This window comes from Nocardioides sp. CER19, assembly GCF_029846275.1.
Classification (GTDB): Bacteria; Actinomycetota; Actinomycetes; order Propionibacteriales; family Nocardioidaceae; genus Nocardioides.
On record NZ_JARVWS010000004.1, the window covers coordinates 168,636 to 193,660 of the forward strand.

General features: G+C 72.0%; 25 protein-coding genes and 4 tRNA genes. 13 read left to right on the plus strand and 16 right to left on the minus strand.

What is annotated here, in order from left to right:
- Nucleotides 1-539: 539 nt before the first annotated feature.
- The 3 genes from QDS12_RS20275 to QDS12_RS20285 form a co-directional block, all read right to left on the minus strand.
- Nucleotides 540-614: transfer RNA gene (locus tag QDS12_RS20275), tRNA-Val, on the minus strand.
- Nucleotides 615-640: 26 nt separating this feature from the next.
- Nucleotides 641-714 (minus strand) — tRNA-Cys (locus tag QDS12_RS20280).
- Nucleotides 715-734: 20 nt separating this feature from the next.
- Nucleotides 735-807: transfer RNA gene (locus QDS12_RS20285), tRNA-Gly, on the minus strand.
- 161 nt (nt 808-968) lie between these two features.
- Here QDS12_RS20285 and QDS12_RS20290 point away from each other — a divergent pair.
- Nucleotides 969-1,784, plus strand: coding sequence for an aminotransferase class IV (locus QDS12_RS20290; RefSeq protein ID WP_279882553.1), 816 nt, complete (start codon nt 969-971; stop codon nt 1,782-1,784).
- Here QDS12_RS20290 and QDS12_RS20295 read toward each other — a convergent pair.
- On the minus strand, nt 1,778-2,221 hold the full coding sequence (locus QDS12_RS20295) for an SsgA family sporulation/cell division regulator (protein WP_279882555.1): 444 nt from the start codon (nt 2,219-2,221) through the stop codon (nt 1,778-1,780). The genes QDS12_RS20290 and QDS12_RS20295 overlap by 7 nt on opposite strands.
- Before the next feature lie 204 nt (nt 2,222-2,425).
- Here QDS12_RS20295 and QDS12_RS20300 point away from each other — a divergent pair.
- Nucleotides 2,426-2,497 (plus strand) — tRNA-Val (locus QDS12_RS20300).
- A 265-nt stretch (nt 2,498-2,762) separates the two neighbouring features.
- Here the strand turns inward: QDS12_RS20300 and QDS12_RS20305 are convergent.
- The 4 genes from QDS12_RS20305 to QDS12_RS20320 all read right to left on the minus strand — a co-directional run bounded on the left by QDS12_RS20305 (nt 2,763) and on the right by QDS12_RS20320 (nt 5,162).
- Nucleotides 2,763-3,419, minus strand: a complete 657-nt coding sequence (locus tag QDS12_RS20305; RefSeq protein WP_279882557.1) for a hypothetical protein — start codon at nt 3,417-3,419, stop codon at nt 2,763-2,765.
- Nucleotides 3,419-4,039 (minus strand): hypothetical protein, encoded by a 621-nt coding sequence (locus QDS12_RS20310; RefSeq protein ID WP_279882559.1) that lies wholly within the window; start codon nt 4,037-4,039, stop codon nt 3,419-3,421. Before QDS12_RS20310 ends, QDS12_RS20305 begins: the two co-directional genes overlap by 1 nt.
- Nucleotides 4,040-4,110: 71 nt before the next feature.
- Entirely contained in the window at nt 4,111-4,638 is a 528-nt protein-coding gene (locus QDS12_RS20315; protein ID WP_279882560.1) for a bifunctional adenosylcobinamide kinase/adenosylcobinamide-phosphate guanylyltransferase, read from the minus strand.
- On the minus strand, nt 4,635-5,162 hold the full coding sequence (locus QDS12_RS20320) for a 2'-5' RNA ligase family protein (protein ID WP_279882562.1): 528 nt from the start codon (nt 5,160-5,162) through the stop codon (nt 4,635-4,637). Before QDS12_RS20320 ends, QDS12_RS20315 begins: the two co-directional genes overlap by 4 nt.
- A 34-nt stretch (nt 5,163-5,196) precedes the next feature.
- Here QDS12_RS20320 and QDS12_RS20325 point away from each other — a divergent pair, with 34 nt between their 5' ends.
- From QDS12_RS20325 to QDS12_RS20335, 3 genes are read left to right on the plus strand one after another with little or no spacing between them, the layout of a single operon-like run.
- Complete coding sequence (locus QDS12_RS20325) at nt 5,197-5,817, plus strand: class I SAM-dependent methyltransferase (protein ID WP_279883492.1); 621 nt, start codon at nt 5,197-5,199, stop codon at nt 5,815-5,817.
- Between the two features lie 25 nt (nt 5,818-5,842).
- A complete protein-coding gene (locus QDS12_RS20330) occupies nt 5,843-6,313 on the plus strand; it encodes an isoprenylcysteine carboxylmethyltransferase family protein (RefSeq protein WP_279882564.1) in 471 nt (156 codons plus the stop codon).
- On the plus strand, nt 6,304-6,996 hold the full coding sequence (locus QDS12_RS20335; RefSeq protein ID WP_279882566.1) for a YdcF family protein: 693 nt from the start codon (nt 6,304-6,306) through the stop codon (nt 6,994-6,996). Before QDS12_RS20330 ends, QDS12_RS20335 begins: the two co-directional genes overlap by 10 nt.
- A gap of 10 nt (nt 6,997-7,006) precedes the next feature.
- Here QDS12_RS20335 and QDS12_RS20340 read toward each other — a convergent pair whose 3' ends face one another.
- Complete coding sequence (locus tag QDS12_RS20340) at nt 7,007-7,633, minus strand: pyridoxamine 5'-phosphate oxidase family protein (RefSeq protein WP_279882568.1); 627 nt, start codon at nt 7,631-7,633, stop codon at nt 7,007-7,009.
- A gap of 156 nt (nt 7,634-7,789) precedes the next feature.
- Here QDS12_RS20340 and QDS12_RS20345 point away from each other — a divergent pair, with 156 nt between their 5' ends.
- Nucleotides 7,790-8,734, plus strand: coding sequence for an endonuclease/exonuclease/phosphatase family protein (locus QDS12_RS20345; RefSeq protein ID WP_279882569.1), 945 nt, complete (start codon nt 7,790-7,792; stop codon nt 8,732-8,734).
- A 46-nt stretch (nt 8,735-8,780) separates the two neighbouring features.
- Here the strand turns inward: QDS12_RS20345 and QDS12_RS20350 are convergent, their stop codons facing one another.
- Nucleotides 8,781-8,951 carry a hypothetical protein gene (locus QDS12_RS20350; protein WP_279882571.1) on the minus strand — a complete coding sequence of 57 codons (171 nt, stop codon included), beginning with the start codon at nt 8,949-8,951 and terminating at the stop codon, nt 8,781-8,783.
- A 248-nt stretch (nt 8,952-9,199) separates the two neighbouring features.
- Between QDS12_RS20350 and QDS12_RS20355 the strand changes: the two genes are divergently transcribed.
- Nucleotides 9,200-10,279 (plus strand): TIGR03118 family protein, encoded by a 1,080-nt coding sequence (locus tag QDS12_RS20355; RefSeq protein ID WP_279882572.1) that lies wholly within the window; start codon nt 9,200-9,202, stop codon nt 10,277-10,279.
- A 151-nt stretch (nt 10,280-10,430) separates the two neighbouring features.
- Nucleotides 10,431-11,033, plus strand: a complete 603-nt coding sequence (locus QDS12_RS20360) for a hypothetical protein (RefSeq protein ID WP_279882575.1) — start codon at nt 10,431-10,433, stop codon at nt 11,031-11,033.
- A 28-nt stretch (nt 11,034-11,061) separates the two neighbouring features.
- Here QDS12_RS20360 and QDS12_RS20365 read toward each other — a convergent pair whose 3' ends face one another.
- From QDS12_RS20365 to QDS12_RS20380, 4 genes are all read right to left on the minus strand, one after another.
- Entirely contained in the window at nt 11,062-12,168 is a 1,107-nt protein-coding gene (locus tag QDS12_RS20365) for a prenyltransferase (RefSeq protein WP_279882577.1), read from the minus strand.
- On the minus strand, nt 12,165-12,893 hold the full coding sequence (locus QDS12_RS20370) for a class I SAM-dependent methyltransferase (protein WP_279882579.1): 729 nt from the start codon (nt 12,891-12,893) through the stop codon (nt 12,165-12,167). Before QDS12_RS20370 ends, QDS12_RS20365 begins: the two co-directional genes overlap by 4 nt.
- Nucleotides 12,880-14,142, minus strand: a complete 1,263-nt coding sequence (locus QDS12_RS20375) for a glycosyltransferase family 4 protein (RefSeq protein ID WP_279882581.1) — start codon at nt 14,140-14,142, stop codon at nt 12,880-12,882. The genes QDS12_RS20370 and QDS12_RS20375 overlap by 14 nt, the downstream gene beginning before the upstream one ends.
- 83 nt (nt 14,143-14,225) lie before the next feature.
- Nucleotides 14,226-15,203: an NAD(P)/FAD-dependent oxidoreductase gene (locus QDS12_RS20380; RefSeq protein ID WP_279882583.1), complete on the minus strand. Its 978-nt coding sequence runs from the start codon at nt 15,201-15,203 to the stop codon at nt 14,226-14,228.
- A gap of 86 nt (nt 15,204-15,289) precedes the next feature.
- Between QDS12_RS20380 and QDS12_RS20385 the strand changes: the two genes are divergently transcribed.
- The 3 genes from QDS12_RS20385 to QDS12_RS20395 all read left to right on the plus strand — a co-directional run bounded on the left by QDS12_RS20385 (nt 15,290) and on the right by QDS12_RS20395 (nt 20,530).
- Nucleotides 15,290-15,817, plus strand: coding sequence for a DUF1707 domain-containing protein (locus QDS12_RS20385; RefSeq protein WP_279882585.1), 528 nt, complete (start codon nt 15,290-15,292; stop codon nt 15,815-15,817).
- On the plus strand, nt 15,814-16,461 hold the full coding sequence (locus QDS12_RS20390; protein ID WP_279882586.1) for an ion channel: 648 nt from the start codon (nt 15,814-15,816) through the stop codon (nt 16,459-16,461). Before QDS12_RS20385 ends, QDS12_RS20390 begins: the two co-directional genes overlap by 4 nt.
- 154 nt (nt 16,462-16,615) lie before the next feature.
- Nucleotides 16,616-20,530 carry a hypothetical protein gene (locus QDS12_RS20395; RefSeq protein WP_279882587.1) on the plus strand — a complete coding sequence of 1,305 codons (3,915 nt, stop codon included), beginning with the start codon at nt 16,616-16,618 and terminating at the stop codon, nt 20,528-20,530.
- A 3-nt stretch (nt 20,531-20,533) separates the two neighbouring features.
- Here QDS12_RS20395 and QDS12_RS20400 read toward each other — a convergent pair whose 3' ends face one another.
- Entirely contained in the window at nt 20,534-20,902 is a 369-nt protein-coding gene (locus tag QDS12_RS20400; RefSeq protein WP_279882588.1) for an MmcQ/YjbR family DNA-binding protein, read from the minus strand.
- A 52-nt stretch (nt 20,903-20,954) separates the two neighbouring features.
- On the opposite strand from QDS12_RS20400, the gene QDS12_RS20405 reads away from it, so the two are divergent.
- Nucleotides 20,955-22,010: an AbrB family transcriptional regulator gene (locus QDS12_RS20405; protein ID WP_279882590.1), complete on the plus strand. Its 1,056-nt coding sequence runs from the start codon at nt 20,955-20,957 to the stop codon at nt 22,008-22,010.
- A gap of 7 nt (nt 22,011-22,017) precedes the next feature.
- On the opposite strand, the gene QDS12_RS20410 is transcribed toward QDS12_RS20405, so the two are convergent.
- The gene (locus QDS12_RS20410) at nt 22,018-23,307 is read right to left on the minus strand and encodes an MFS transporter (RefSeq protein ID WP_279882592.1); all 1,290 of its coding nucleotides are present in this window, start codon (nt 23,305-23,307) and stop codon (nt 22,018-22,020) included.
- Between the two features lie 63 nt (nt 23,308-23,370).
- On the opposite strand from QDS12_RS20410, the gene QDS12_RS20415 reads away from it, so the two are divergent.
- On the plus strand, nt 23,371-24,987 hold the full coding sequence (locus QDS12_RS20415; RefSeq protein WP_279882593.1) for a helix-turn-helix transcriptional regulator: 1,617 nt from the start codon (nt 23,371-23,373) through the stop codon (nt 24,985-24,987).
- Nucleotides 24,988-25,025 lie beyond the last annotated feature (38 nt).

Below are 25,025 nucleotides of genomic sequence, written 5' to 3' on the forward strand. Positions count from 1 at the left end.
GACCGTCGGCCTCCTCGGCATGCTCCGCGACAGGACCGGCGCCCGCGGGGCCGGCGCGGGCCTGCTCACGGGCGTGCTCGCCGGAGCCGGCGCCGGTGTCGCGAACGAGCGCACCGTAGGGGCGGGCGCGCTCAGCAGCGGGATGCTGCGCGTGAGGGCCGAGGGAGCCGCCGCGACGGGCGCGACCGGCGCCACCGCCGGGGCCTGCGGCACCGCGCTGTCGGCGGAGGCCGACGTCGTGTACTGCCACGACAACGCCACGCAGATCGAGGCCGCCACCAGTCCCACGGCACGCTTGCGGTTCAACACCAGAACAACCACCCATCATCGGCACACGTCTGACACCCGAGGCGACAGGGCGCGCCGGGCTCCCGGTTCGCGCACACGCGTCACACGCCCCGGCACGATGAGACGTGCGAGACACGTGGCGTGACGCGGGCACGACTGAGAGCCGCAACACACCGGGCTCCGTGCTCGGTGACACGGAAAAAAGAAAGAGCGCCTGCCTCGCGTTTCCGCGATGCAGACGCTCTCTCAGGTGGTGGGCGATACTGGGTTTGAACCAGTGACCTCTTCCGTGTCAAGGAAGCGCGCTACCGCTGCGCCAATCGCCCAAGTCTTGAGTTGTTGTTGCTGGGGTTGGAGGTGGGTACGGGATTTGAACCCGTGTACACGGATTTGCAGTCCGTTGCCTCGCCTCTCGGCCAACCCACCGCGGAGGCTGTGCACCTCAGAGCGGACGACGAGGCTCGAACTCGCGACCTCAACCTTGGCAAGGTTGCGCTCTACCAACTGAGCTACGTCCGCTTGTTGCCGTTCGGCCCTTGCGGGCTGTCCTGGCGACGTCGAGAACAGTAGCGGATCGCCCACAGGCCGCCAAATCGGGGTCGACGCGGGCGCAGATCGCGCTCAGGAACCCCTCCTGTCACAGCCGTGGGCACCGGTCCGGCGCCACTACAGTGAGCGACATGCGCGCCTGGCTCGACGGACATCTGCTGGAAGACCCCACCATCCCGGCCCTGCGGGTCGACGACCACGGCGTGACGGTCGGAGACGGTGTCTTCGAAGCGCTCAAGGTGGTCGACGGCCTGCCGTTCGCGCTCGACCGCCACCTGGAGCGGTTGCACCGGTCGGCGACCGGCCTCGGCCTGGGACCGCTCGACGACGCGGCACTGCGCCAAGGCGTCAAGGCGGTGCTCGCCGACCACCTGCCGCTCGGCCGGATCCGGATCACGGTCACCGGAGGCCCGGCGCCGATGGGCTCCGGGCGAGGCGACTCCGCCCCGACGATCGTCGTGACGGCCGACGTGCTCCAGCCGTTCCCGGAGACGACCTCGGTCGTCACCGTGCCGTGGCCGCGCAACGAGCGTGGCGCCCTGGCCGGCCTCAAGACGACGTCGTACGCCGAGAACGTGATCGCGCTCGCCGAGGCGAAGCGTCGCGGCGCGACCGAGGCCGTCTTCGCCAACACCCAGGGCCACCTGTGCGAGGGCACCGGCACCAACGTCTTCTACGTCGTCGCTGGCGAGCTGCGCACCTCGTCACTGGCCAGCGGCTGCCTGGCCGGCGTGACGCGCGGCCTCATCCTCGAGTGGTACGGCGGCCGGGAGGTCGACGAGCCGATCGAGGTCCTCGAGCAGGCGAGCGAGATCTTCCTCGCGTCGACGACCCGCGACGCGCAGGCCGTCGTCCGGTGGAACGATCGGGTCCTCCCCCACGGCCCGGTGACGCGCGAGGTGCTCGAGGTCTGGCGGAGCAGGGAGTCCGAGCTCCTGGGTCACTGATCCTCGAGTTCGTCGCCCAGGAGGGCGGCGATCAGGCTGTCCATGTCGAGGTGCTTGCTCTCCGCCCCGACCGGGACGAGCTCGAAGGTGTGCCCGAGGAAGGTCTGCAGCGCGACCGACTCCGTCTCCGCGACCAGGCGACCGTCCGGCGAGGAGAAGTCGAGGATCGCCACGGCCCGCCCGTCGTCGTCGACGCTCGGGAAGACCTTCACGTCGCCATCACCGCATGGCGTCGCAAGGCCCTGCAGCAGCAGGGTGCGCGAGACCACCCACTCGACCTCGCCGCCGCCCGAGTGGAACACGAGCGCGACGGCGTACGGGTCGTCGGTGCGGTAGGCCAGCGTCGTCGGCACGTCGATCAGCCGACCCCACGGGTCGACACACGCGAGCAGGATGTCCTGGCTGACACCCTCGCTCGTCGTCCGGATCGGTTCCATCGGCCGAGTCATGACTGGTCTCCCCCTTCGTCGGTGCGTCCCTGTACCAACGAGACGGAGGCGAAAAGGATCCGTGACGTAAGTCCCGACATCTCGTCGACGTGGTGTCCGCCACGTCACGGGGCGGCTCCGAATGTGAGTCGCCGGGACCCATGCGCTAGTGTTACCGACCGCATCACCGGTCACAGCCGCGACCGGAGCGATGGGTGATTGGCGCAGTGGTAGCGCGCTTCGTTCACACCGAAGAGGTCACTGGTTCGAACCCAGTATCACCCACCGGAAGAACCCCCGCTGACCTGCGATGACGCAGGACTCAGCGGGGGTTTTCTCGTCGTGTGCCGACGGCCGTTTGACCGCCCCGGTCCCTTCCCCCGAAAGAGCCGGGGCGGTCGCCCCGCGCTGAATGATGGGGACCCGGCACGGGGCTGGAGCGCGGACGGTCTCGGGCCACCGACACTCCAGCCACGAGCCTGCCAGCCGCCGGCGCCCTGATCGCCGGATCGGCCGCCCTGGGCCCTGGACGTACCGAATATCGGGTACGTCAGCCGACGCGGACCTTCGGACCGAGCGGAAGCGGGATCGTCGGCGAGCTCATCTGGGCGGGCGTGAGGGTCCCCACACCGCCGATGTCGACGGTGCCGGTCGCCTCCGAGTCGTCGGCGAACGGGTCGTAGTTCTCGTCCGCGAGCGTCGCGACCATCGAGTCGGTGGTCGCGAGCGCGGCGCCGACCCGGATCCAGCGCGGGCTGCCCAGGCAGGTGCGCGGGATGACCGCCATCACGTAGCCCTGCGACGCGTGGAACGCCATCCGGATGCCGGGGCACACGAGCAGGTGGGTCTGGCCCTTGGCGATCAGCGCGATCCGCACGCCGATGTCGGCGGTGCCGCTGAAGAAGTACGCCGGCCCGGTCGGCCCGGTCCGGATCTTCGCGAACAGCAGCGTCTCGTCGAGCGACAGGTGGCGGGCGCGGACCTTGATCCGGACCTTCCGCCGGCCGTGCATGGTGGTGACCGAGGTGATGTCGCCGTCCGGCCCGGAGACCTTGGTCGGCGAGTCGCCGGTCAGCGAGTAGACGTCGCCGGTCGCGTCGCGAACGGTCTTCGACGCCGCGTAGGCACCCTGACCGGTCGCGAGGACCAACGAGGCGCCGACGGCCAGCGCGGCGAGGGAGCGGGCGAGCGTACGACGGGCCGCCATCAGCCGCGCCGCACCTTCGGACCGAGCGGGAGACTTGCGGAGTCGTCGTTCCACAGGTTGTCGCTGACGACATCGAGACCGGCGACGTCCACGTAGCCGTCGTCCGTCTCCGTGGCGCTCGTCGACGTCAGCAGGACGCCGGTGCGGACCCAGCGGGGACTGTGGAGGCAGGTCCGCGGGACCTGGACGGTGATGGTGTTGCTGGCGATCTGGAAGGCCGCGCGGAGGCCGCGGCACGTGAGGTCGTTGGTGCTGTTCATGCCCTTGGTCAGGCTGACCGACTTCATACCTGGGGCGGCGAACGCGCTCACGAAGTACTGACGACCCGGGTTGGACGTCTTGATCTGCACGAAGCCTGCGTTCACGGCGGCCAGGCCGCGCGTGCGGATGACCACGATGACCTTCTTGGCCCGGTGGGCGGTCCTGACGGACACGATGTCGCCGATGGCGGAGGCCTTGCGAACCGGCGTGTCACCGGCGATCGAGTAGGTGTCGCCGGTCGCGTCGCGAACGGTCTTCGACGCCGCGTAGGCGCCCTGACCGGTCGCGAGGACCACGGCGAGAAGGACTGAGAAGACTCCGAGGAGGCGCGCCCCGAGGGCGCGCGATGGCATGCGCATGGCGCGAACCCTAGGTGGTCGGGCCGCGGGTCGCCGCCGAACGGAAGGACCCAGGACCAAGGTCCTGGGTATCAGAGACGAAGGACCCGGCCGGCGACCACCAGGTGAACCTCGTCGCAGACGCCGGCGACCCGCTGGTTGACGGTCCCGAGCAGGTCGCGGAAGAGCCGGCCGGAGCGGTGCGCGGGCACGACGCCGAGGCCGACCTCGTTGGTCACGAGCACGACATCGGAGCCGGTCGCCGCGAGCGCCGTGACGAGCTCGTCGAGCAGCCCGTCCACGACACGCGCGACCTCGTCGGAGCGCTCCTCCCACAGCTCGCGCTCGTCGATCACGCCGGTCAGCCAGGTCCCGAGGCAGTCGACCAGGACGGGTTCCGAAACACCGGCCAGGACGCCGGCCACGTCACGCGTCTCGTGGGTCACCCAGTGCGCCGGTCGGGCGGCCTGGTGCGCCGCGACCCGCGCTGCCCAGTCGGCGTCCTCGGCGTCGGGCACGGGACCGGGGGCGACGTAGGCGACCGGTACGCCCACGGGCAGCAGTCCCTCGGCGTGCCGCGACTTGCCCGAGCGCACTCCCCCGGTGACCAGGACCTTCATCGACCCAGCTCCCACTCCGCGATCGTGCGGCACCCGTGGTTGGCATACCACTGCAGGCTGATCCGGTCGGCGCGGCAGCGCGCCGGGACCAGGGACCCCAGTGCCGTCCGCGTCTGCTCGACGGTGACGCCGCCGAGCAGGTGGTCGACGGTGAGGTGCGGGACGACGTCGAACAGGCCGTCGTACGGCGGGCACTGCGGGAACGCCGCGACCAGCTCGGCCGTCAGGGACTCGAACGGCGCCGCCGGCACCGGGTCGAGGTGGATCGTGCCGCCCGGAAAGACCCGCAGCTCCGACAGGAGGAAGTCGAACGGCTCGGCTGCCGTGGCCAGCTTGCCCACCCGCTCCAGGTCGGCGGCCGACGGGTCGGGGAGCCACGGCGCCAGCAGCGTGATGTGGGCGTGCACGAACGACGGGTCCGTGGAGAGGAACGACGCGTCGTAGTGCCGCGTCCGCTCGACCACGAACGGCTCCAGCGCGGGCACCGGCACCACCAGCACGCTGTGTCCCGGCTCCCCCTGCATGGCAGACACCCTAGGGTCTCCTGTCGTGACGCAGATGCCCGCCGACCTGCTCGAGCTCGCCCTGGCCGCGAAGGGCTTCATGCCGCCCGCCGAGGGCGAGCTCCTGTTCCGGTACGCCGTCCGACGCCTGCCGGACGGCCCGGCGCTCGAGGTCGGCACCTACTGCGGCAAGTCGGCCGTCTACCTCGGGGCGGCCGCGCGCGAGACGGGCGGGACCGTGTTCACGGTCGACCACCACCGCGGCAGCGAGGAGAACCAGGTCGGCTGGGAGCACCACGACGACTCCCTGGTGGACCCTGAGACCGGGCTGATAGACACGCTCCCCGTCTTCCGGCGCACGCTCCAGCGCGCCGGTCTGGAGGACCAGGTGATCGCCGTCGTCGGGCGCAGCACCACCGTCAGCAGGTGGTGGCGGACGCCGCTGTCGCTGTTGTTCATCGACGGTGGCCACGGCGAGCAGCCCGCGCGCGACGACTATGCGGGCTGGGCGCCGCACGTGATGCCCGGTGGTCTGCTGGTGATCCACGACGTCTTCCCCGACCCCGCCGACGGCGGCCGGCCGCCCTACGAGCAGATCTACCTGCCCGCCCTCGCGAGCGGGGACTTCGCGCAGGTCGACGCGCTCGGGTCCATGCGTGTGCTCCAGCGCGTCTGAGCGCCTCAGCCGCCACAATGTGCGGGTGACGCACGGCTCCCAGCAGACCGTCGCCTTCCGGCTCTGGCCGCCGGTCGCGGTCGGCGCTCCCCTGCTCGTGGGATTCCTGGCCACGCGGATCTGGGGCGACCCGATCGACCTCGGCGGGTGGCGGGTCCCGCTCGGCTGGACGCTGGTCCTGGTGTTCGCCGTGTGGAACGGCTGGTCCCTGTGGCTCTTCGCTCGCCACGAGACCGGCCTCCTGCCCGGACAGGAGACGCACGCGATGATCGAGGAGGGGCCCTACCGGCTCTCCCGGAACCCGCTCTACGTCGGCATGCTCGTGCTCTACCTCGGGCTGACGCTGCTCGCACCCACGTTCTGGGGGCTGGTGCTCTTCCCGGCCGCGGTGCTGCTCGTCCACTGGGGTGCGATCCGTCCCGAGGAGCGCTTCCTCCACGAGCGGTTCGGGGCGTCGTACGACGACTACCGGCGGCGGGTCCGTCGGTGGCTGTGACCGACCTGGCCCGGCTGGACACGATCGCCGCGTGGCTCGCCCTCGAGGATCCTCGGCCCGAGCACGTCGACCTCATGCTCCTGTTCGGCGGGTCGCTGCCCCCGACGTGGGAGGTCGCGGCGGCGGCCGTGACGGGCGGTGAGGTCGGCGCGCTGATGCTGGTCGGCGGCCGCGGCCACACGACCGACGCCCTGATGGCCGCGATGGGCCTGGACGGCCGGGCCGCCGGGCAGCTGACCGAGGCCGACCTGATGGCGCGGTGGATGCGCGAGGTCCACGGCATCGAGGACGTGCTCCTGGAGACCGCGTCCACGAACTGCGGCAACAACGTCTCCCTGGCGGAGGACGTGGCGCGCCGGCACGGCCTCCGCCCCCGCACGGTGGCGCTGGTCCAGGACCCCACCATGCAGCGCCGGATGGATGCCCGCTTCCGCCGGGCGTGGTCGCTCGGCGGGGCGGTCCCGGTCAACCGTCCCGGGCCCGACAGCCGGAGGGCATGGCCGTGGCCCCGATGGCGCGGGCTGGTGATGGGCGAGGTGCCGCGGCTCCGTGACGACCGGGACGGCTACGGGCCGCGTGGACGCGGCTTCGTCGCCCACGTCGACGTACCCGACGAGGTCGAGGCCGCCTATCGGGCGCTCGTCGCCGCGCACCCGGAGTGGGCGCGCGACGTCGGTCCGTGACCCGGCGGGCTCACCCGTCGACCAGTCGGCGTACGGACGCCGGGACCGGGAGGTCGCTCGCCCACGGTGCCGGGACCGGCTCGTCGAGGACCGACCGGATGGGCACGAGACCGCTCCAGACGCTCGGGTCGGCACCGGCCGCCTCGGGCGTGGCGGGCCACTCGTCGGCGACCTTGAGCAGCCAGTTGTCCTCGGCGATCGGGATCGACAGCACCAGGGTGGCCGCGAGCTCCCTGCGGTTAGGGGGCCGCACCTCGCCGGTCCGCCCCGGAACCACGACGTCGCTGAAGCGGTCCAGCGCCGCGCCGTGGTCGTCGACCGGGGTCAGCCGACCACGGATCGTGGCGGAGCGGTAGTTGACCGAGGACTCGAACGTCGTCGGCGCGACCACGAGCGCGTCGAGCACGAACACGGTCAGGACTGCTGAGGCACCGGCGGCGACATGCCGGAGCGCACCGGCCCCGGTGGAACCGTGCAGCAGCACCCGGTCGCCGTCGCGGGCATAGAGCATCGGGACGGCGAGCGGCTCGCCCTCGACGGAGCACGACAGCACGCCCGCCCGCTGCGAGTCGAGCAGGGCGTCCAGGGCCGCACGGTCCGGCACCCCCAGCTCCGGGTAGCGGTTCAGGGCGGTCACGGCTCGGTCCTCGCGGCGGGGCGGACGTCAGGGAGCATCACGGCTTCATCGTGGCACCTCGTCCGTCGGGTCTGGTGCGGCGCGGGACTCGGAGCGCCGATGTCGCCGCCCCGTTGTGCGAGGGTGGGGGCCAGGGAGCGGCGGAGGGTGTCGGGCATGCGGATCGCAACGTGGAACCTGGAGAACCTGTTCACGCCCAATGCAGGCACCGGTGCACCGACCGGGCAGGCTGCCTACGAGGGCAAGATCGCCGCGCTCGCCGCCACCATCGGCACGCTGGCGCCGGACGTCCTGGCCGTGCAGGAAGTCGGCTCGCCGGCCGCCCTCGACGACCTCGCCACCGCGATCGGAGGCACCTGGCACACGGAGCTGGCCGACCCCGACGAGCGCAGCATCCGGTGCGGCATCATCTCCCGGCTGCCGCTGCACGACGTCGAGCAGGTGACCGCGTTCCCGACGGGACTCCGGCCCGTGCAGGTCGACGACACCGGCACGACCATCACGTCGCTGGGCCGGCCGGCGCTCAAGGCGACCGTCACGATGCGAGGGACCGACGTCCACCTCATCTCGGCCCACCTGAAGTCCAAGCTCCTCTCGCTGCCCGACGGGCGCTTCTCCACGACCGACGAGGACGAGCGGGCCCGCTACGCGGTCTACGCCCTGGACCGCCGGGCGGCGGAGGCGGCCGGCGTACGGGCCTACGCGACCGGCCTCCTCGCGACGGCCGGGGCGTCCGCCGCCCAGGGCGTCGTCGTGGCCGGTGACCTCAACGACGAGGTACAGGCCGCCACGACCCAGGTCCTGCTCGGCCCCCCGGGCTCGGAGATCGGTACCCCCGGCTTCAAGAAGCCGGACGCCGGCGATGGCCAGCGCCTGTGGAACCTGGCGACACTCATCCCGGAGAAGGAGCGCTACTCCCGGATCTACCGCGGCCGCCGCGAGCTGATCGACCACATCCTCGTGTCGGCCTCGCTCGTCTACGACGTCGCGGCCGTCGGCGCCGGCCCGGCCGTCGTACCGTCCATCGCCGACGACCCCGACGCCCGCCGCAACGAACCCGGCTCCGACCACCGCCCGATCCACGCCGACGTCGTGATCTGACCGGTCGACGACGATGCGCAGCGTCGCTCTGAGCGGGGTTCGCCGGTCAGAGGATGAGCCGCGCCAGCCGGTGCCGGAGACGGGCTGCCACGGCCAGGTGCGCGTGGGTCGGCGACCTGCGTCGGGCGACGCGCTTCGCGAGCGAGGGGCGCGGCCGGGAGCGCCGGCCGAGGTGAGGCACGGACGGGTGGTCACCCGAGGACGGGTAGCTGGTCATGGCGGTGTTCCTGGTCGAGAGAGCCTCGATCGCCCCGCCGCTCCTTGACGGTCCCGATCGTCGCCGACGCCCGTGCAGACGAGGCTGCGGCACATCGCCCGGTATCCGGGAACGGCGTGGACGATGCCCGGCCGGCCAGCGGACCCGTGGGTGAAGAACGCGCGGAGTCCTGAACTGGCTCGAGCAGCACCTCGTAACAGGGAGATGGGCTCGCACGCCCGCGGGTCCTGACACAGAGGAGGCGAAAGATGGTTGTCAAGCAGAGCCTCATGGGGGCCGCGGTCGCGGTGCTCCTCGGCGGGATGTTCGCCGGGCCGGCCGGAGCGCACAGCTCGCTCAGAGTCGACACGTTCCAGCAGCAGAACCTGGTGTCGGACCAACCGGGGGTCGCCACCCTCACCGACCCGGACCTGGTGAACTCGTGGGGCATCTCCCGCGGGCCGAACTCGGCGGTGTGGGTCTCGGACAACGGGGCAGACGTCTCGACGCTCTACACCGGCGCCGTGGGCAGCACGCCGGTGTCCAAGGTGCCACTCGTGGTGAGTGTCCCCGGCGGCGCCCCGACCGGGCAGGTGTTCAACGACACCACCGCCTTCCAGGTCCCCGGCACGACGCAGTCGGCGCTGTTCATCTTCGCGGGTGAGCACGGCGACCTGTCAGCGTGGAACCCGGCGGTCTCGCCCAGGACCGCGGCCGTCTCCGTGGGTCACGTCCCGGGGGCGGTCTTCAAGAGCCTGGCGCTCGTGCACACCCACCGGGGGCCGCGTCTCCTCGCCGCGGACTTCCACGGGAACCGGATCGACGTGTTCAACGAGCGCTTCCACGGCGTGCGGACCGCTCCCGGCGCGTTCCGCGATCGGTCGCTGCCGCGCGGCTACGCCCCGTTCAACATCGCCGAGGTCGGGGGCCGCGTGTTCGTGACCTACGCTCTCCGGGACGCCCAGGGTGAGGACGACGTCGCCGGAGCCGGGCACGGGTTCGTCGACGTCTACAGCGACGGTGGGGCGTTCCTGCGACGCTTCGCCAGCCGCGGTGTGCTGAACTCGCCGTGGGGCATGACCATCGCTCCGCAGGGCTTCGGCCACGTGAGCGGCGACCTGCTGGTCGGCAACTTCGGCGACGGTCGGATCCACGCGTTCGATCCTCGGACGGGCTCGCTGCGTGCGACGCTGCGCAACACCTCGGGGCGGCCGTTGACCATCGAGGGGCTGTGGGCGCTGGTCGTCGGCAACCCCGTGGCCGGCGGGACGGACGCGGTCTGGTTCAGCTCGGGTCCTGACGACGAGGAGCACGGCCTGGTCGGCCTCCTGCGCCTCGCCGCCCGCTGAGTCCACGTGCGAAGGCGGACCCTCGGGGTCCGTCTTCGGTCCTGTCCGCATCGATGCGGAGCGAGCTATGGCGCCGGCCGCCGCGAGCGAGTAGACAGAACAGACCGGCGGTGCCGGTCGGGCACTGCCCCGTCCCGGAGAGGAGAGGGCCGTGTACGCACGTTCCACGACGTTCCACGGCAGGCCCGGCAACGTCGACGCGGGCATCACGTTCATCAAGGACGAGGTGTGGCCGATGCTCGACATGATCGAGGGCTGTCGTGGCCTCTCGATGCTGGTCGACCACGAGTCGGGTCACTGCATCGCCACCAGCTCGTGGGAGACCGAGGAGGCCATGCGGGCCAGCGACGCGCAGCTGCGCCCGATCCGCGATCGCGGACGCGACATCCTCGGCGGGACCATGGAGGTCGACGAGTGGGAGGTCGCCATGATGCACCGCGGCCACCACGGCGAGGCCTGCCGCGTCAGCTGGGTGCAGGGTGACGTCGACGCCCTCGCCGACTCGATGCGCATGGCCATCCTTCCGGACCTCGAGGAGACCGCCGGCTTCTGCAGCGCCAGCCTCCTCGTCGACCGGTCGGCCGGGCTGGGCTGCGCGACCACGGTCTGGCAGACGCGGGCTGCGATGCAGGCCAGCCGTATGTCGGCCGACGAGCTGCGCAGACGCGCGGCGAGCGACTCGGGTGGCGAGATCGTCGACGTCCACGAGTTCGACCTCGCCTACGCACACCTGCACGTCCCCGAGATGGCCTGACGACCGTCTCGACCGGTCCGGCGGCCCGTCAGTGGGTCGGAGCGACCGACTCCGACGGGCAGCCGCACTCGAGCGCCAGCTCCGGGAAGTCGGGCGCGAGCGACGTCCCGCGCATGATCCCGGAGCCCGGCGTGCTGGCGCCGTACCGCTCCCCCAGCGCGTCGACGGCGAGGATGACCGCGGCGGCCGTGAACGTGGTCTGCTCCTCGGGCCAGAACACGTTCGGGTTGTCGTTGGGATAGGCCGGGTCGTCGTAGACCCAGCCGGTCCAGTAGCCGCCGTCGGCCGCGCGGAGCCGCTGCATGTCGGCCAGCAGCACGAGCGCGCGGTCGTGGTCGCCGATGGCGTCGAGCGCGAGCACGAGCTCGCAGGTCTCCGCGCCCGTCACCCAGGGGTTGGTGTCGACGCAGCGGACGCCGAGCCCGGGAACGACGTAACGGTCCCAGCGCTCCTCGACCAGCTCGAACGCCGCCTGGCCGCGGACCGCGCCGCCCAGCACCGGGTAGTACCAGTCCATCGAGAAGGTCGACTTGTCAGCGAACAGGTCGCGGTGGTTCCGCAGCGCGTGTCCGAGCCGGCCGCCGGTGAGCTCCCACTCCGGCTGCGGCTCGCCGAGCAGGTCGGCGAGCGCGACGCCGGCGCGCAGCGACTGGTAGATCGACGACCCGCCCGTGAGCAGGCAGAGCTCCTCCGACGGCGTCCAGAGGATCCCGCCGAACGGCACCTGGAGCGACACCACCCAGTCGAGCCCGGCGCGCACCGACGGCCACAGCTCGCGCACGAAGCCGAGGTCGCGCCGGACCAGCCAGTGGTGCCAGAGCCCGACCGCGAGGTAGGCGGAGAAGTTGCTGTCGCCGCGGGCGTCGGTCACGTGGCCGTCGACGATCTTCATGGGCCAGGATCCGTCGGCCCCCTGCTGGGTGGGTGCCCAGCGGTAGGCCCGCTCGGCCGCCTCGACCTCGCCGCCGACGAGCAGGCCCATCGCCGCCTCGACGTGGTTCCACGCGTCGGCGTGTTGCCCGTTCGTCCAGGGGATGGCGCCGGAGGGTTCCTGCATCGATCGGATCGACGCGGCGGTCGCCCGCACCTGGTCGGCCGAGACCACCCCGTCGACGTACGGGACCGTCGCCGTCACGCGTCGACCGGGGAGGTCGGCTTCGTGAAGTAGAGGACCAGGCTCTTGCCGATGAGCGGGTCGAGCACCTTGCCGGCCCACTGCAGCGCCTTGGGGTTCTTCGTGATCTCCCAGACGAGCAGCCTGTGGTAGGCCTTCGGGAGCGGGTGGTCGTCGTTGCGGACGCCCACGGCGCACTTGAGCCACCAGTACGGCGAGTGGAGGCCGTGCGCGTGGTCGCGACCGTCGAACACCAGGCCGGCCTTGGTGACCTTGTCGCGCAGCTCCTCCTCCGTGTAGATCCGGATGTGACCGCCGGGGTTGTTGTGGTAGTCCTCGGACAGCTTCCAGTTGACGATCTCGGGGAACCATCGCGGAACGCTGACGGCGAGCGTCCCGCCCGGCCGCAGCACGCGGACGAGCTCCTGGATCGCCTGGATGTCGGCCGGGATGTGCTCGAGCACCTCGGCGGCGATGATCCGGTCGAACTCGCCGTCGGCGAAGGGCAGCGCGAGCGCGTCGCCCTCCTTGACGTCGGCCTCCGCGCCCTCGGGGACCTCGCCGGCCTCCTTCATGGCCTGGAACCACTCGCGGACCTTGGCCAGCTCGTCGGCGTCCTGGTCGAAGGCGATCACGTCGGCACCCCGGCGGTAGGCCTCGAACGCGTGCCGGCCACCGCCGGCGCCCATGTCGAGCAGCCTGTCACCGGGCCGCACGCCCAGGCGGTCGAAGTCAACGGTCAGCACGGGTGTCCTCCTGGTGGTCTGCCTGGTAGCCGGCGATCGCTTCCTCGTACGCCGCGACCGTCTTCTCGGCCACGGCCTTCCAGCTGAACAGCTCCTCGACCCGGCGCCGGCCCGCGGCACCGAGCCGCGCCCGCCGGTCCGGGTCGTCGAGCAGGTTCTCGAGCGCTGCGGTGAGCTGGGCGACGTCCCCGGGCCGTACGACGTCCGCGGCCAGCCCGTCGGGGCCGACGACCTCCGGGATGGCGCCGGCGCGGGTCACGACGAGCGGCGTCGCACAGGCCATGAGCTCGGCGGTCGGCAGCGAGAAGCCCTCGTAGAGGGACGGCACGCAGGCGAGCTCGGCCGAGCCCATCAGCGCGACGAGCTCGTCGTCGCTGAGCCCCTTGACGAACCGCACGTGCTCGGCGATGCCGAGCTGGTCGATGAGGCGCTCGGTGACGCCTCCGGGCTTGGGGCTGGAGACGAGGACGAGGTGGACGTCGCGCTCGGTGCGCAGCTTGGCGAACGCCTCGAGCAGGGTGGCGATGCCCTTCAGCGGCGCGTCCGCGCTCGCCATCGCGAGGATCCGCCCGCGGACCCGTGGCGCGATCGGCGGCACGAACCGCTCGTCGACGCCCAGCAGGATCGTGCGTACGCGCTCGGGGTCGAGGCCGAACTCGCGGACCGTGTCGCGCGCGGACGCGACCGACGGGGTGAGGATCATCCGGAGCCGGCGAGCGACCCGCTGCTGCATGCGGAGGAAGCCGTACCAGCGCCAGACGCCCCACTTCTTGCGCCAGGTGGGTGCCGCCGCGAGCTCGATGCGGCGGTCCATGGTGATCGGGTGGTGGATGGTCGCGACGAGCGGGACGCCCAGCGACTCGACGTCGAGCAGCGCACTGCCGAGCGTCTGGTTGTCGTGGACGACGTCGAAGTCGCCGGCACGCTCGCCGAGCACGCGGAGGACCCGCCGCGAGAAGGTCCGGGGCTCCGGGAAGCCACCGGTGCACATGGTGAGGAACTCCTCGACGTCCACCCGGTCGCGGTACTCGCTGAGCCTCGGCACCCGGAACGGGTCGGGCTCGCGGTAGAGGTCGAGGCTGGGCACCTTGGTGAGCCGAACGCCGGGGTCGAGCTCCGGATAGGGCTGGCCCGAGAAGACCTCGACGGTGTGGCCCAACGCGGCCAGCTCACGGGTCAGGTGCCGGACGTAGACGCCCTGGCCGCCGACGTGGGCCTTGCTGCGATAGGACAGCACCGCGATCCGCATGGCCCGACCCTCTCACGCCCGAAACTAGAACCGGTTCTACACTAGCAGGTAGCTAGCGCGCCTCAGCCTAGCCGTCGGCGCCGTCACGCCTCGCTGGAGTGTCCGGGGAAGACGTGAGCTGCCGGGTCGATCGCGGCGGCGGCGTTGTTGACCGCCGTGGCCGCCTCGCCGAAGCCGACCGCGATCAGCCGCACCTTGCCGGGGTACTCGGTGACGTCGCCCGCGGCGAAGACGCGCGGCAGGGTGGTCCGCATCGTCTGGTCGACCACGACGTGCCGCTTCGACGTCTCGATCCCCCACTCCTGCAGCGGCCCGAGGTCGGCGACGAACCCGAGGGCGGCGATGACCGCCTGCGCCTTGCGGGTGACCGGCTCGCCCGACACGGAGAGGTCGACCTCCTCCACCGTCGGCTCGCCGCGGAGCGCGATGACCTCGGCGTGGGTGAGGATCTCGACGCCGGCCGCGCGGACCGCGGCGACCGTCCGCTCGTGGGCGCGGAACGCGTCGCGCCGGTGCACGAGCGTGACCGACGACGCGACCGGCTCGAGGTGAAGCGCCCAGTCGAAGGCGGAGTCGCCACCTCCGACGATGACGACGTCCTTGCCGGCGTACGGCATGAAGGACGGGACGAAGAACTCCAGCCCGCGCCCGAGCCACCCGTCGCCCGCCGGCAACGGACGCGGGGTGAACTTGCCGATCCCGGCGGTGACCAGGACCGCCTTCGCGACCACGACGGTGCCGTCGTCGAACCCGACGGTCACGGAGTCCGCACCGTGCTCGAGGCTCGTCGCCGTCCGGCCGAGGAGGTACGTCGGCTCGGCGGTCGCCGCCTGCGCGACCAGTGCCTCGACCAGGTCGCGCCCCTTGACCGACGGGAACCCGGCGACGTCGAAGATCTGCTTCTCGGGGTACATCGCGGTGATCTGGCCGCCCAGCTCGGGCAGCGAGTCGGCGACCACCACCGTCATCCCGCGGAAGCCGGCGTAGTAGGCGGCGAACAGGCCCGTCGGTCCCGCGCCGACGACGAGGAGGTCGGCGATCACCTGGTCGGGCTCGCTCACCTTCGCGATCCTTCACCCTCGTCCCGCCGCGCAGCAAGCATCCGTCCCGGGACCCCCGGATCGGGGTGCTCTCTTAGGGTTGGCCTGTGGAGGACTTCTGGGAGCGGTTCCGGCTCGATCCGCGCGTGCCGGGCAACGCCGGGATGCGCGCGTCCGACGCCGACCGGGAGCTGGTCCGCACGCTGCTCGCCGACGCGTACGCCGACGGCCGGCTCACCCGCGACGAGTACGACGAGCGGCTGACCGCCGTGCTCTCCGCCGTCACCCTGGCCGACCTGCCGCCGGTGGTCGCCGACCTCGTCCCGAGCACGCCGGTCAGCTCCCCGGCCCGGCTCAGCCACGGCGACATCCGAGCGCGCGCCGAGGAGTCGTGGCGCAAGAAGCTGCGCGACGACGTCGGCGCCGTCGCCTTCATCAGCGTCATCCTGTGGACGATCTGGCTCTTCACCAGCCACGGCTTCCCCTGGCCGATCTTCCCCATGCTGGCGGTGGGGATCAACGCTGTGAACACTGTCCTGCACCGCGACGAGATCGTGGCGAAGGAGACCGCGCGGCTCGAGCGCAAGCGGGCTCGGGAGCTCCGCCGGCCCGACCGGCCGGAGGACGACGCGTGAGGGCCGCTGAGACCGGACGCGTGCTGCGCAGCCACCCGTCCGGCATCCTGCTCGCAGGCCAGCTGGCCGTCATCCTCAGCTGGCCGTTCCTCGACGGCTCGACGACGGGCCGGGCGTTCCTCGGCGTCATCCAGCTCATCGTGGTGCTCAGCGCCGTGGCCGCCGTACGACTCACGCCGGCGCTCACGTGGGTGGCCCTGCTGCTCGGCGCACCCGCGATGGTCTTCGCCGTCGGCGAGGCGCTCTCCCCCGGGACCGACTGGGTCGTGCTGACCTCGGCCGTCTTCCACGTCCCGTTCTACGGCTTCGTGTCCTACGCGCTCATCCGCTACCTCTTCAACGACGACCGGGTGACCAGCGACGAGATCATGGCGACCGGCGCGGCCTTCACCGTCGTCGCCTGGGGCTTCGCCTACCTCTACTCGGGCGTCCAGGTGGTCTGGCCGGGCTCGTTCGGCACGCACCGGGACTGGTACGAGCTGCTGTTCCTCTCGTTCAGCACGATGAGCAACACCGGCCTCTCCGACCTGGTGCCGAGCCTCGGCCACGCCCGTTCGGTGGCGATGGTGGAGATGGTGGTCGGGGTGTTCTACATCGGCCTCGTGATCGCCCGCATCGTCGGTCTGGCCAGCCGGCCGCGCTAGCCGCCGGCTAACACCGGGCGACCGAAACCGCTGACGGATCGATAGCGGGTCTATTGACGTCGCGCCGAGCGCGGGAGCAAAGTGCCGACCAGCCCTCCGGCGAGGCCTCTCCACCCGCTGAGGTTTCCCGGGGTCTTCTGATCGGGAGCCCGGCATGACCCTTCGATCCTCACGCAAGCTCGTCTCCGTCGCCGTCGCCTTCCTCACGGCTGGCGCCCTCGCCTCGATATCGCCGCCGACGCTGGGCGCCACCTCCCCCGACGACACGCCGACCCGGGTCGCCCCCAAGGGCACCGCCGGCGCGGACGACGGCGGCGAGGAGGACGAGGGCCTGGCCAAGCAGCGCGACGCCTATTACGTCACCCGCCTGCTCGCCGGTGACGAGCAGCTGACCCTCGACAAGGCCTCCCAGCTGCGGTCCAACGCCAACGTCGCGGCCGGCCAGCTGAAGAAGGCAACCCAGCCCGGCCCGAGCCGAGGCGGCACCTGGGCTGCCATGGGACCGAACCCGATCGTCCAGGTCGTGCGGACCTCCAACACCTTCGCCGCGATGAGCGGCCGCATCAGCGCGCTGGCCATCCGCAACGACGGCACCATCATCCTCGGCGCCGCGCAGGGCGGCGTCTGGACCTACGACGCCGGCACCGGCACGTGGACGCCCCGCACCCAGGACTCCGACACGCAGTCGGTCGGCGCCCTCGCCATCGCGCCGAGCAACGACAAGGTCGTCTACATGGGCTCCGGTGAGGGCGCCCTGTCAGGCGACAGCTACTTCGGAGACGGCGTCTACCGGTCCGTCGACGGCGGCGTCACCTGGGCCAACCAGAGCCACCTGTTCCAGGGCCAGTCGATCTCCGACATCGTCGTCGACCCGGGGAACGCCGACCACCTGTGGGTGTCGACCCTGCGCGGCCGCGGCGGTGACCACCGCACCACGGCGCCGGCCAGCAAGCAGTACGGCATCTGGGAGTCCACGGACGCCGGCGCGAGCTGGAAGCTCCGCAAGGGCACGCAGAACGAGTTCGCCGGCGCGACCGACCTGGTCGGCGACCCGCAGAACGCCGACGTCCTCTACGCGTCCTTCTGGGGCGACGGGATCTACAAGAGCAGCAACGGCGGCCAGAGCTGGACGAAGGCGATGACAGGCCTCCCCGCCGGACAGTTCGCCGCGGGCTCGACGCGCTTCTCGCTCGGCATCTCGCACCCGGCTGGCGCCGCGGCGGCGACGCTCTACACGGGCTTCGACTACTACGACCCGAGCGACAAGTACCACCCGGCCACCGTCTGGAAGAGCGTCGACGACGGCGCGCACTGGGCGCAGACCGGCACCGGCAGCAACGACGTCGACAGCATCGAGGACTACTGCACGACGCAGTGCTTCTACGACAACGAGGTCAAGCCCGACCCGACCGACCCGAACGTGCTCTACGTGCTGGGCTCCTACGGTTACGACCTCTCGCCCCAGTCCGGCGGCGTCTACCGCTCGACAGACGGCGGCGCGACCTGGAAGAGCCTCGGCTACGACCTGCACCCGGACATGCACGCCATCGCGTTCCAGCCCACCGACACCAAGCACGTCGCGATCGGCAACGACGGCGGCGTGTGGGACACGCACACCGGTGGCGGGCGCAACGGCGCCGGCGACCCGCTGAGCGCCGCCGACTGGCAGGACCTCAACGGCCAGGTCAACCCGGCCACCGGGGCCCTCCTCCACTCGACCGGCCTGCAGATCGGCCAGTTCGTGGGCGTCTCGACCGTTCCGCAGGTGCCCGGCCAGTACTGGGGCGGCACCCAGGACAACGGCACGCTCCGCAAGTCGACCGCCAACGGCCGCTGGTTCGACCAGTCGAGCGGTGACGGCGGGTACGCGCTCGTCGACAAGACGACGCGCAACCCGATCAACCCCGCGGCGGCGGCGTACGTGTTCGGCGAGTACTACGGCATCAGTCCCTTCCGCTACGACCCGTCGGAGACCAGCACGATCTTCGGCAACGAGTACATCCGCGGCGGGATCAACATGGACGACCGGGCCGAGTTCTACGTGCCTTGGACCGAGAACCAGGCCGATCCGAGCCAGCTGTTCCTCGGCACCTACCGGGTCTACCGCACCGACAACGCGGAGGCACCGGCGGCCGGTGACGTGCACTGGTCCCCGATCAGCGGCGACCTCACCAGTGGCTGCACCGGCACCGCACCCAACGGCGCCCGCGGTTGCTTCATCTCGGCCATCGGCCTGGCCGACGGCGGCACCGGCGTCTACGCCGGCACCGACGAAGGCTGGATGCAGGTGAGCCGCGACGCGGTCACCGCCGACTCCCCCACGTGGACCCGGGTGGGCGCCAAGACCCTGCCCAACCGGCCGGTGAACCAGATCGCGGTGGACCGCTCCGACTGGCGGGTCGCCTACGCGGCGTACGGCGGCTTCGGCAAGGCCACCCCGTCGCGCACCGGCCACGTCTACGCCACCACCGACGGCGGCGGCACGTGGAAGGACATCAGCGCCAACCTGCCCGACGTCCCGGTCGACACGATCGTGCTCGACCCGTCGTCCGACTCGACCCTCTACGTCGGGACCGACGCCGGCCCCTTCGTCACGGTCGACGGCGGCACGACGTGGGAGCGGCTCGGCGACGCCATCCCCAAGGTCGCGGTCTGGAGCATGGACTACGACCCGAGCCACGGCGTGCTGCTCGCCGGCACGCACGGCCGCGGGGCCTACACCCTGACCAACCGCTCGGCGCTACCGGCGCTGGTGGCCTCGACCGCCACCTCCGACGCGCCGGTCGGACCCGGCCGCCCGCTGGACTACACCGTCACGGTCAAGAACCTCGGCAACGCCGACGCCACCGGCGTGACGATCAGCAACCCGGTGCCGGCGTACACGTCGTTCACCTCGGCGTCCGCCGGCGGCACGCTGTCGGGCGGCAAGGTCTCGTGGAGCGGCCTGACCGTCCCGGCCGGCGGCTCGGTGTCAGTGACGTTCAGGGTCACCATCGCCGCCAGCCTGCCGGCGTCGGTGACGTCGATCGTCGATGACGGGCTGCACGTCGGCTCGGCCCAAGGCGTCGACGCCAACGGCAGCCCCAACGTCAAGGCGATGAGCGCCGCGCACAGCGTGGCCGTCTCGGGCAGCACCCTCGAGGGCGCCCGGGTCGGGACCGCCGCGTCCTTCGCCGAGCACCTGACCAACCGCGGATACCAGCCCGACGCGTACGCCGTCACGGCACCGGGCGGCTCGGTCTTCGCGGCCGACTGCACCACGCCGCTGACGACCACCCCGACCGTGCAGCCGGGTGACTCGACCGACGTCTGCGTGAAGGTCACCGCACCTGCCGCCGCCGCCGACGACTCGACGTCGGCGACCACGGTCACGGCGACCTCGACGGGCGACGGCACGGTGAGCGCGTCCGCCACCCTCACCACGGTCGCGGTCGCGTCCGACACCGCCCTGGTCGACGAGGACGGCGACAAGCCCGACACCTCGGCCACCTACAAGGCGGCGCTCACCTCGGCAGGGGCGACCTTCGGCTACTGGGACCTCAAGGCGAGGCCGGTCCTCCCGGCGTCGTACCTGTCCGCGCACAAGAACGTCGTGTGGTTCACCGGTAACAGCTATCCGGCACCGCTGGCCGGCTACGAGTCGGCCCTCAAGGCGTTCCTCGACGGTGGCGGCCGGCTGCTGATGAGCGGCCAGGACATCCTGGACCAGGCGGCGGGCACGACGCCGTTCGTCCGGGACTACCTGCACATCAGCTGGGACGGCACCGAGGCGCAGAACGACAAGGCGACCGTCTCGGTCACGTCGGTGACCGGCAACCCGGTCACCAACGGCATCGGCACCGTGCCGCTGGACCACTCGGTCCTCAGCGCGGCTTTCGAGGACCGGATCACACCCCTCGCCCCGGCCACGGGGGCGTTCACCGACACGTCGTCGGCGACCGACGCGCTGACCGTGGCGGCGGCCGGCTACAAGGTCGAGTTCCTCGCCTTCCCGCTCGAGGCCTACGGGACCGCGGCGCAGAAGGCCGACCTGGTGAGCCGGACCCTGACCTGGTTCGCGGCGCCGTAGGGGTCAGACGGCTTCCCAGCCGTCGGGGCGCAGCGACCTCGGCAGCTTGGAGACCACGAGGCGGTAGGACTCGGCCACCGCCTCGTGGATCTCCTCGTCCGGGATCGCGCCGCCCAGGCGAAGGTCGTTCCAGCCGCTGCGCCCGATGTAGGCCATCACCGACGCGTCGTCGGGGTAGCGCTGCAGCCACTCGTCGGCGACCTCACGTGACGGGCCGCCCTTGACACCCACCTTGTCGGACCCGAGGAACGCGAAGATCTTGCCGCGCTCGCCCGGCGCCACCTTGATGACCGGGTGCTCGTGGTCCCACGGGTTGTCCGGCCAGGCGCCGGGCAGCGAGAGGCAGTGTTCCTGGAGGCGGCTGACGTCCACGGCAGCACTGTAGGAGCAGGCGGGGACATCCACGCCCGTACGATCGATCCCGATGAGAGACGAGCGGAGCAGAGCACAGGGACTGGCCCTCGTCCTCACCGTCACCGTCGTCTCGAGCACCGTCTTCGAGCTGATCGGCCTCCCCTCGGCGGTGATGTTCGGGTCGCTGCTCGGCGGCATCGTGCACGCGCTCACCTCGCCGACCGACCTGCGCCTGCCGGCGTGGACCTTCCGGCTCGGGCAGGCGCTCATCGGCGTGGTCGTCGGCTCGACGATCAGCCTCGACGCACTGGCGGCCATGGGCGACGACGCCGTGGCGATCAGCCTCGTCACGCTCGGCACGATCCTCATCAGCCTGGGCGCCGGCGCGCTGCTCGCCCTCCGCCGCGACGTCTCGCGCGTGACCGGTGCCTTCGCGATGATCGCGGGCGGCGCCTCGGGCGTCGTCGCCATCGCCCGGGACCTCGGTGCCGACGACCGGGTCGTCACCGTGGTCCAGTACCTCCGCGTGCTGCTGGTGCTCGTGATGATGCCGCTCATCACCACGATCGTGTTCCATCCCCAGCACGGCGGAGGAACGCTGGCGACGGCCGACACCGACCTCCCGGCCGACCTGCTGTTCGTCGCCCTGTCCCTGGTCCTCGGCATCGGGCTCTCCCGCCTCATCCCCGTCACCACGTCGATCCTGCTGGCCCCGATGGCGGTCGCCGCGGTGCTCGCCTCGACCGGCTGGCTGGGCGACGTCGCGGTTCCGGTCCCGCTGCAGTGGCTCGCCTACGCGCTCATCGGCGTGCAGGTCGGCCTGCGCTTCACGCGCGCAAGCCTGGCCTCCATCGCGCGGATGCTGCCGGTGGTGGTGCTCCTCATGATCGGCATGATCGTGGCGACCGCTCTCATGGGCTCCCTGCTCGCCCTGCTCACGCCGGTCGACGGGCTCACGGCCTACCTCGCGACCACGCCCGGCGGCCTCTTCGCGGTGCTCGCCACCGCTGCCGACGCGGGGTCCGACACGACGTACGTCATGGCGGTGCAACTGGTCAGACTGCTCGTGATCCTGGCCTTCACGCCGCTGCTGGCGAGGCTGCTCAGCCGCCCGGCGCGGGACTGACCGGGCGTCAGGACTGCAGGGAGACCGGCGCGAGCGCCGAGCGCGAGGTCGTGGCCCGCGCCTTGCGCCGGTAGCGGACGATCTGCGTCAGCCCCAGCGCCCACAGGACGTACTGCAGGCTCATCGCCCACCGGAAGGCATCGGCGGTGTAGTCGGAGCCGGTTCCGGGCGTGCGCCAGTCCAGCACCCAGCCGATCGAGAGCACCAGGACGAGCGAGGCGATGAAGCCGCCCTGGTTGACGATCCCGCTGGCGCTGGCCAGCCGGTGCGCCGGGTTGAAGGTCCGCGCCACGTCGAAGCCGATCATCGACGCGGGGCCGCCCGCACCGCACACGACGACGAGCACGACCAGGAGCCACAGCGGGGCGTCCCCCGGCCACAGCAGCACCACGCTCCAGAGCCCCACGGTCGAGCCGATGATCCACAGCGCCAGCGTCGACCGGTGCCACGGCTCGCGGCCGATCGCCCAGCCGAGCAGCGGGCCGACGATCATCGCGGTGACCGTCATCAGGGTGAGCAGGAGCGCCGCCTCGTGGTCGGTGCGTCCCTCGCCACGGACGAAGAACGGCAGGCCCCACAGCAGGCCCAGCACGTTGGAGCTGAACGGCGTCGTGAAGTGCATCCAGAAGCCCAGTCGGGTGCCGGGGTGTCGCCACGAGTCGGCGATGCCGCCCGCGACCTCCCGCATCGTCTTGCTGACGCCGCGCAGGTTGCGGTGCCTCGGCGCGTCGTGGAGGAAGAACAGCCCGACCAGGGCCACGACCGGCCCGGCGACCGCTGCCGCCAGGTAGGCCTTGGTCCAGCCGAGGTTGCCCAGCGCCCAGGTCATCGGGATGGCGGCGACGACCGTGCCGAGCTGCCCGAGCGTGCCGGAGAGCGTCGTCATCAGGGGGATCCGGCGCGGCGCGAACCAGGCGGCCACGATCCGCAGCAGGCAGATGAACGTCATCGCGTCGCCCATGCCGACGAAGACACGGGCCAGCAGGGCGAGCGGATAGGAGTCGGCCAGCGCGAAGCCGGCCTGCGCCGCGCTGATCACCACCATCCCGGTGAGCATCACGCTGCGCGGCCCGAAGCGGTCGACCAGGACGCCGACGGGGATCTGCATGCCGGCGTACACGATCAGCTGCAGGGTCGTGAAGGTGGCCAGCTGGGACGCGGAGATGCCGAAGCGGTCAGCGGCGAGCAGTCCGGCGACCGCGAGCGAGGAGCGGTGGAACACGGCCAGGAAGTACGCCGCCATGGCGATGCTCCAGACCAGCCAGCCTCGACGCGCCACGGTCGGTGTCTGACTCACTCCTCTTACCGTACGCCCGTGACGGCCCTCACTTCGGAGCGGTACCGGGCGTAGTCTCCCGTCATGAGCCAGGCTGTCGGGCAGGCACTGGAGCTCGGACGTCGGGCCTACGACGCCCGCGACTGGCCGACCTGCGCGGCGGCCCTCACCGAGGCGGAGCGGGTGGCGCCGCTCCCCCCTGACGACATGAGGCGGCTCGGCGTCGCGCGGTTCCTCGTCGGCGACCGGGAGGGCAGCCTCGAGACGCTCACCCGCGGCCACCGGCTCGCGCTCGCGCACGGCCTGTGGACCGGCGCCGCCGAGTCGGCGTTCTGGCACGCCTGGATGCTCTACCTCGGCAACGAGCACGCGCGGGCCGCGGGCTGGCTGGCCAGGGCCCGGACGATCGCCGAGGAGCACGAGGTCGACGAGGCGGTCGCCATGCTCCCGGCGACGCTCGAGGCCCGCCAGCTCGTCGAGACCGGGCGGCTCGACGAGGCGCTCGAGGTCGCCGCGGGGGCGGTGGCGGCCGGCCGCCGGCTCGGCGCGCCCGACCTGCACGTCCTGGGCCTGCTGTCCGGAAGCATGGCGCTGATCCGGCTCGGTCGCGGCGGCGAGGCGCTGCCGCGGCTCGACGAGGTGATGGCGACGGTCGAGGCCGACGAGCTCACGCCCACCGTCGCGGGCCTCGCCTACTGCGCGGTCCTCGCCGCCTGCCTCGCCCTGCACGACGTCCGGCGGGCGGCCGAGTGGACGACCGCCCTCGCCGACTGGTGCGAGAGCCAGTCAGGGCTCGTGCCCTACCGCGGCCAGTGCCTCGTCCACCGCACCCAGGTGCTCACCCTCGAGGGCGCGTGGCCCGACGCCGACGTCCAGGGTCGCCTGGCCTGCGCGAGCCTGGCCGGCCCGCCGCAGGGCGACGCGTGGTACCACCTCGGTGAGCTGATGCGCCTGCGCGGGGACTTCGCCGACGCCGAGGACGCCTATCGCCGGGCCAACACGGCGGGGCGTCAGCCCCAGCCCGGGCTGGCTCTGCTCCGGCTCGCGCAGGGCCGCTCGGAGGCAGCGGCCTCCGCCACCCGCCGGCTGGCGGCCGAACCGGGTCGGCTGGACCGGCCGGACGTGCTGGCGGCGCACGTGGAGGTGATGGCGGCGGTCGGCGACCTGCCGGCGGCACGCGAGGCGGCGGCTGAGCTGGCCGACCTCGCGGAGGAGCTCGCCTCGCCCCTGCTCGCCGGCCATGCGGCCGCCGCGAAGGGCACCGTCGCCCTCGCCGCCGGTCAGCCGGTGGAGGCGCTGGTCTGCCTGCGCGCCGCGCTCGGCCACTTCGTCGACCTCGGACTCCCCTACCACGTCGCCCGCGTCCGGGTCCGTCTCGCGCGGGCGCTCGACCTGGTCGGCGACCCCGAGGCGGCGGCCTACGAGCTCGACACGGCTCGCGCGGGGTTCGACGCCCTCGGCGCCGCGGCCGACCTCGCCGGCCTGGAGGTCGCCGACAGCCTGCCCGGCGGGCTGACCGCCCGCGAGGCCGAGGTGCTCCGGCTGGTCGCGACCGGCCGCTCCAACCGTGCGGTCGCCGACGCGCTGGTGCTCAGCGAGAAGACCGTGGCGCGGCACCTCGCGAACATTTACACCAAGCTCGGGATCTCGTCCCGGAGCGCCGCCACCGCCTACGCCTACGACCACGGCCTGGCCGGCTGACTGCACAGTTCGACCCATCGGGACGCCGCCCAGGATGG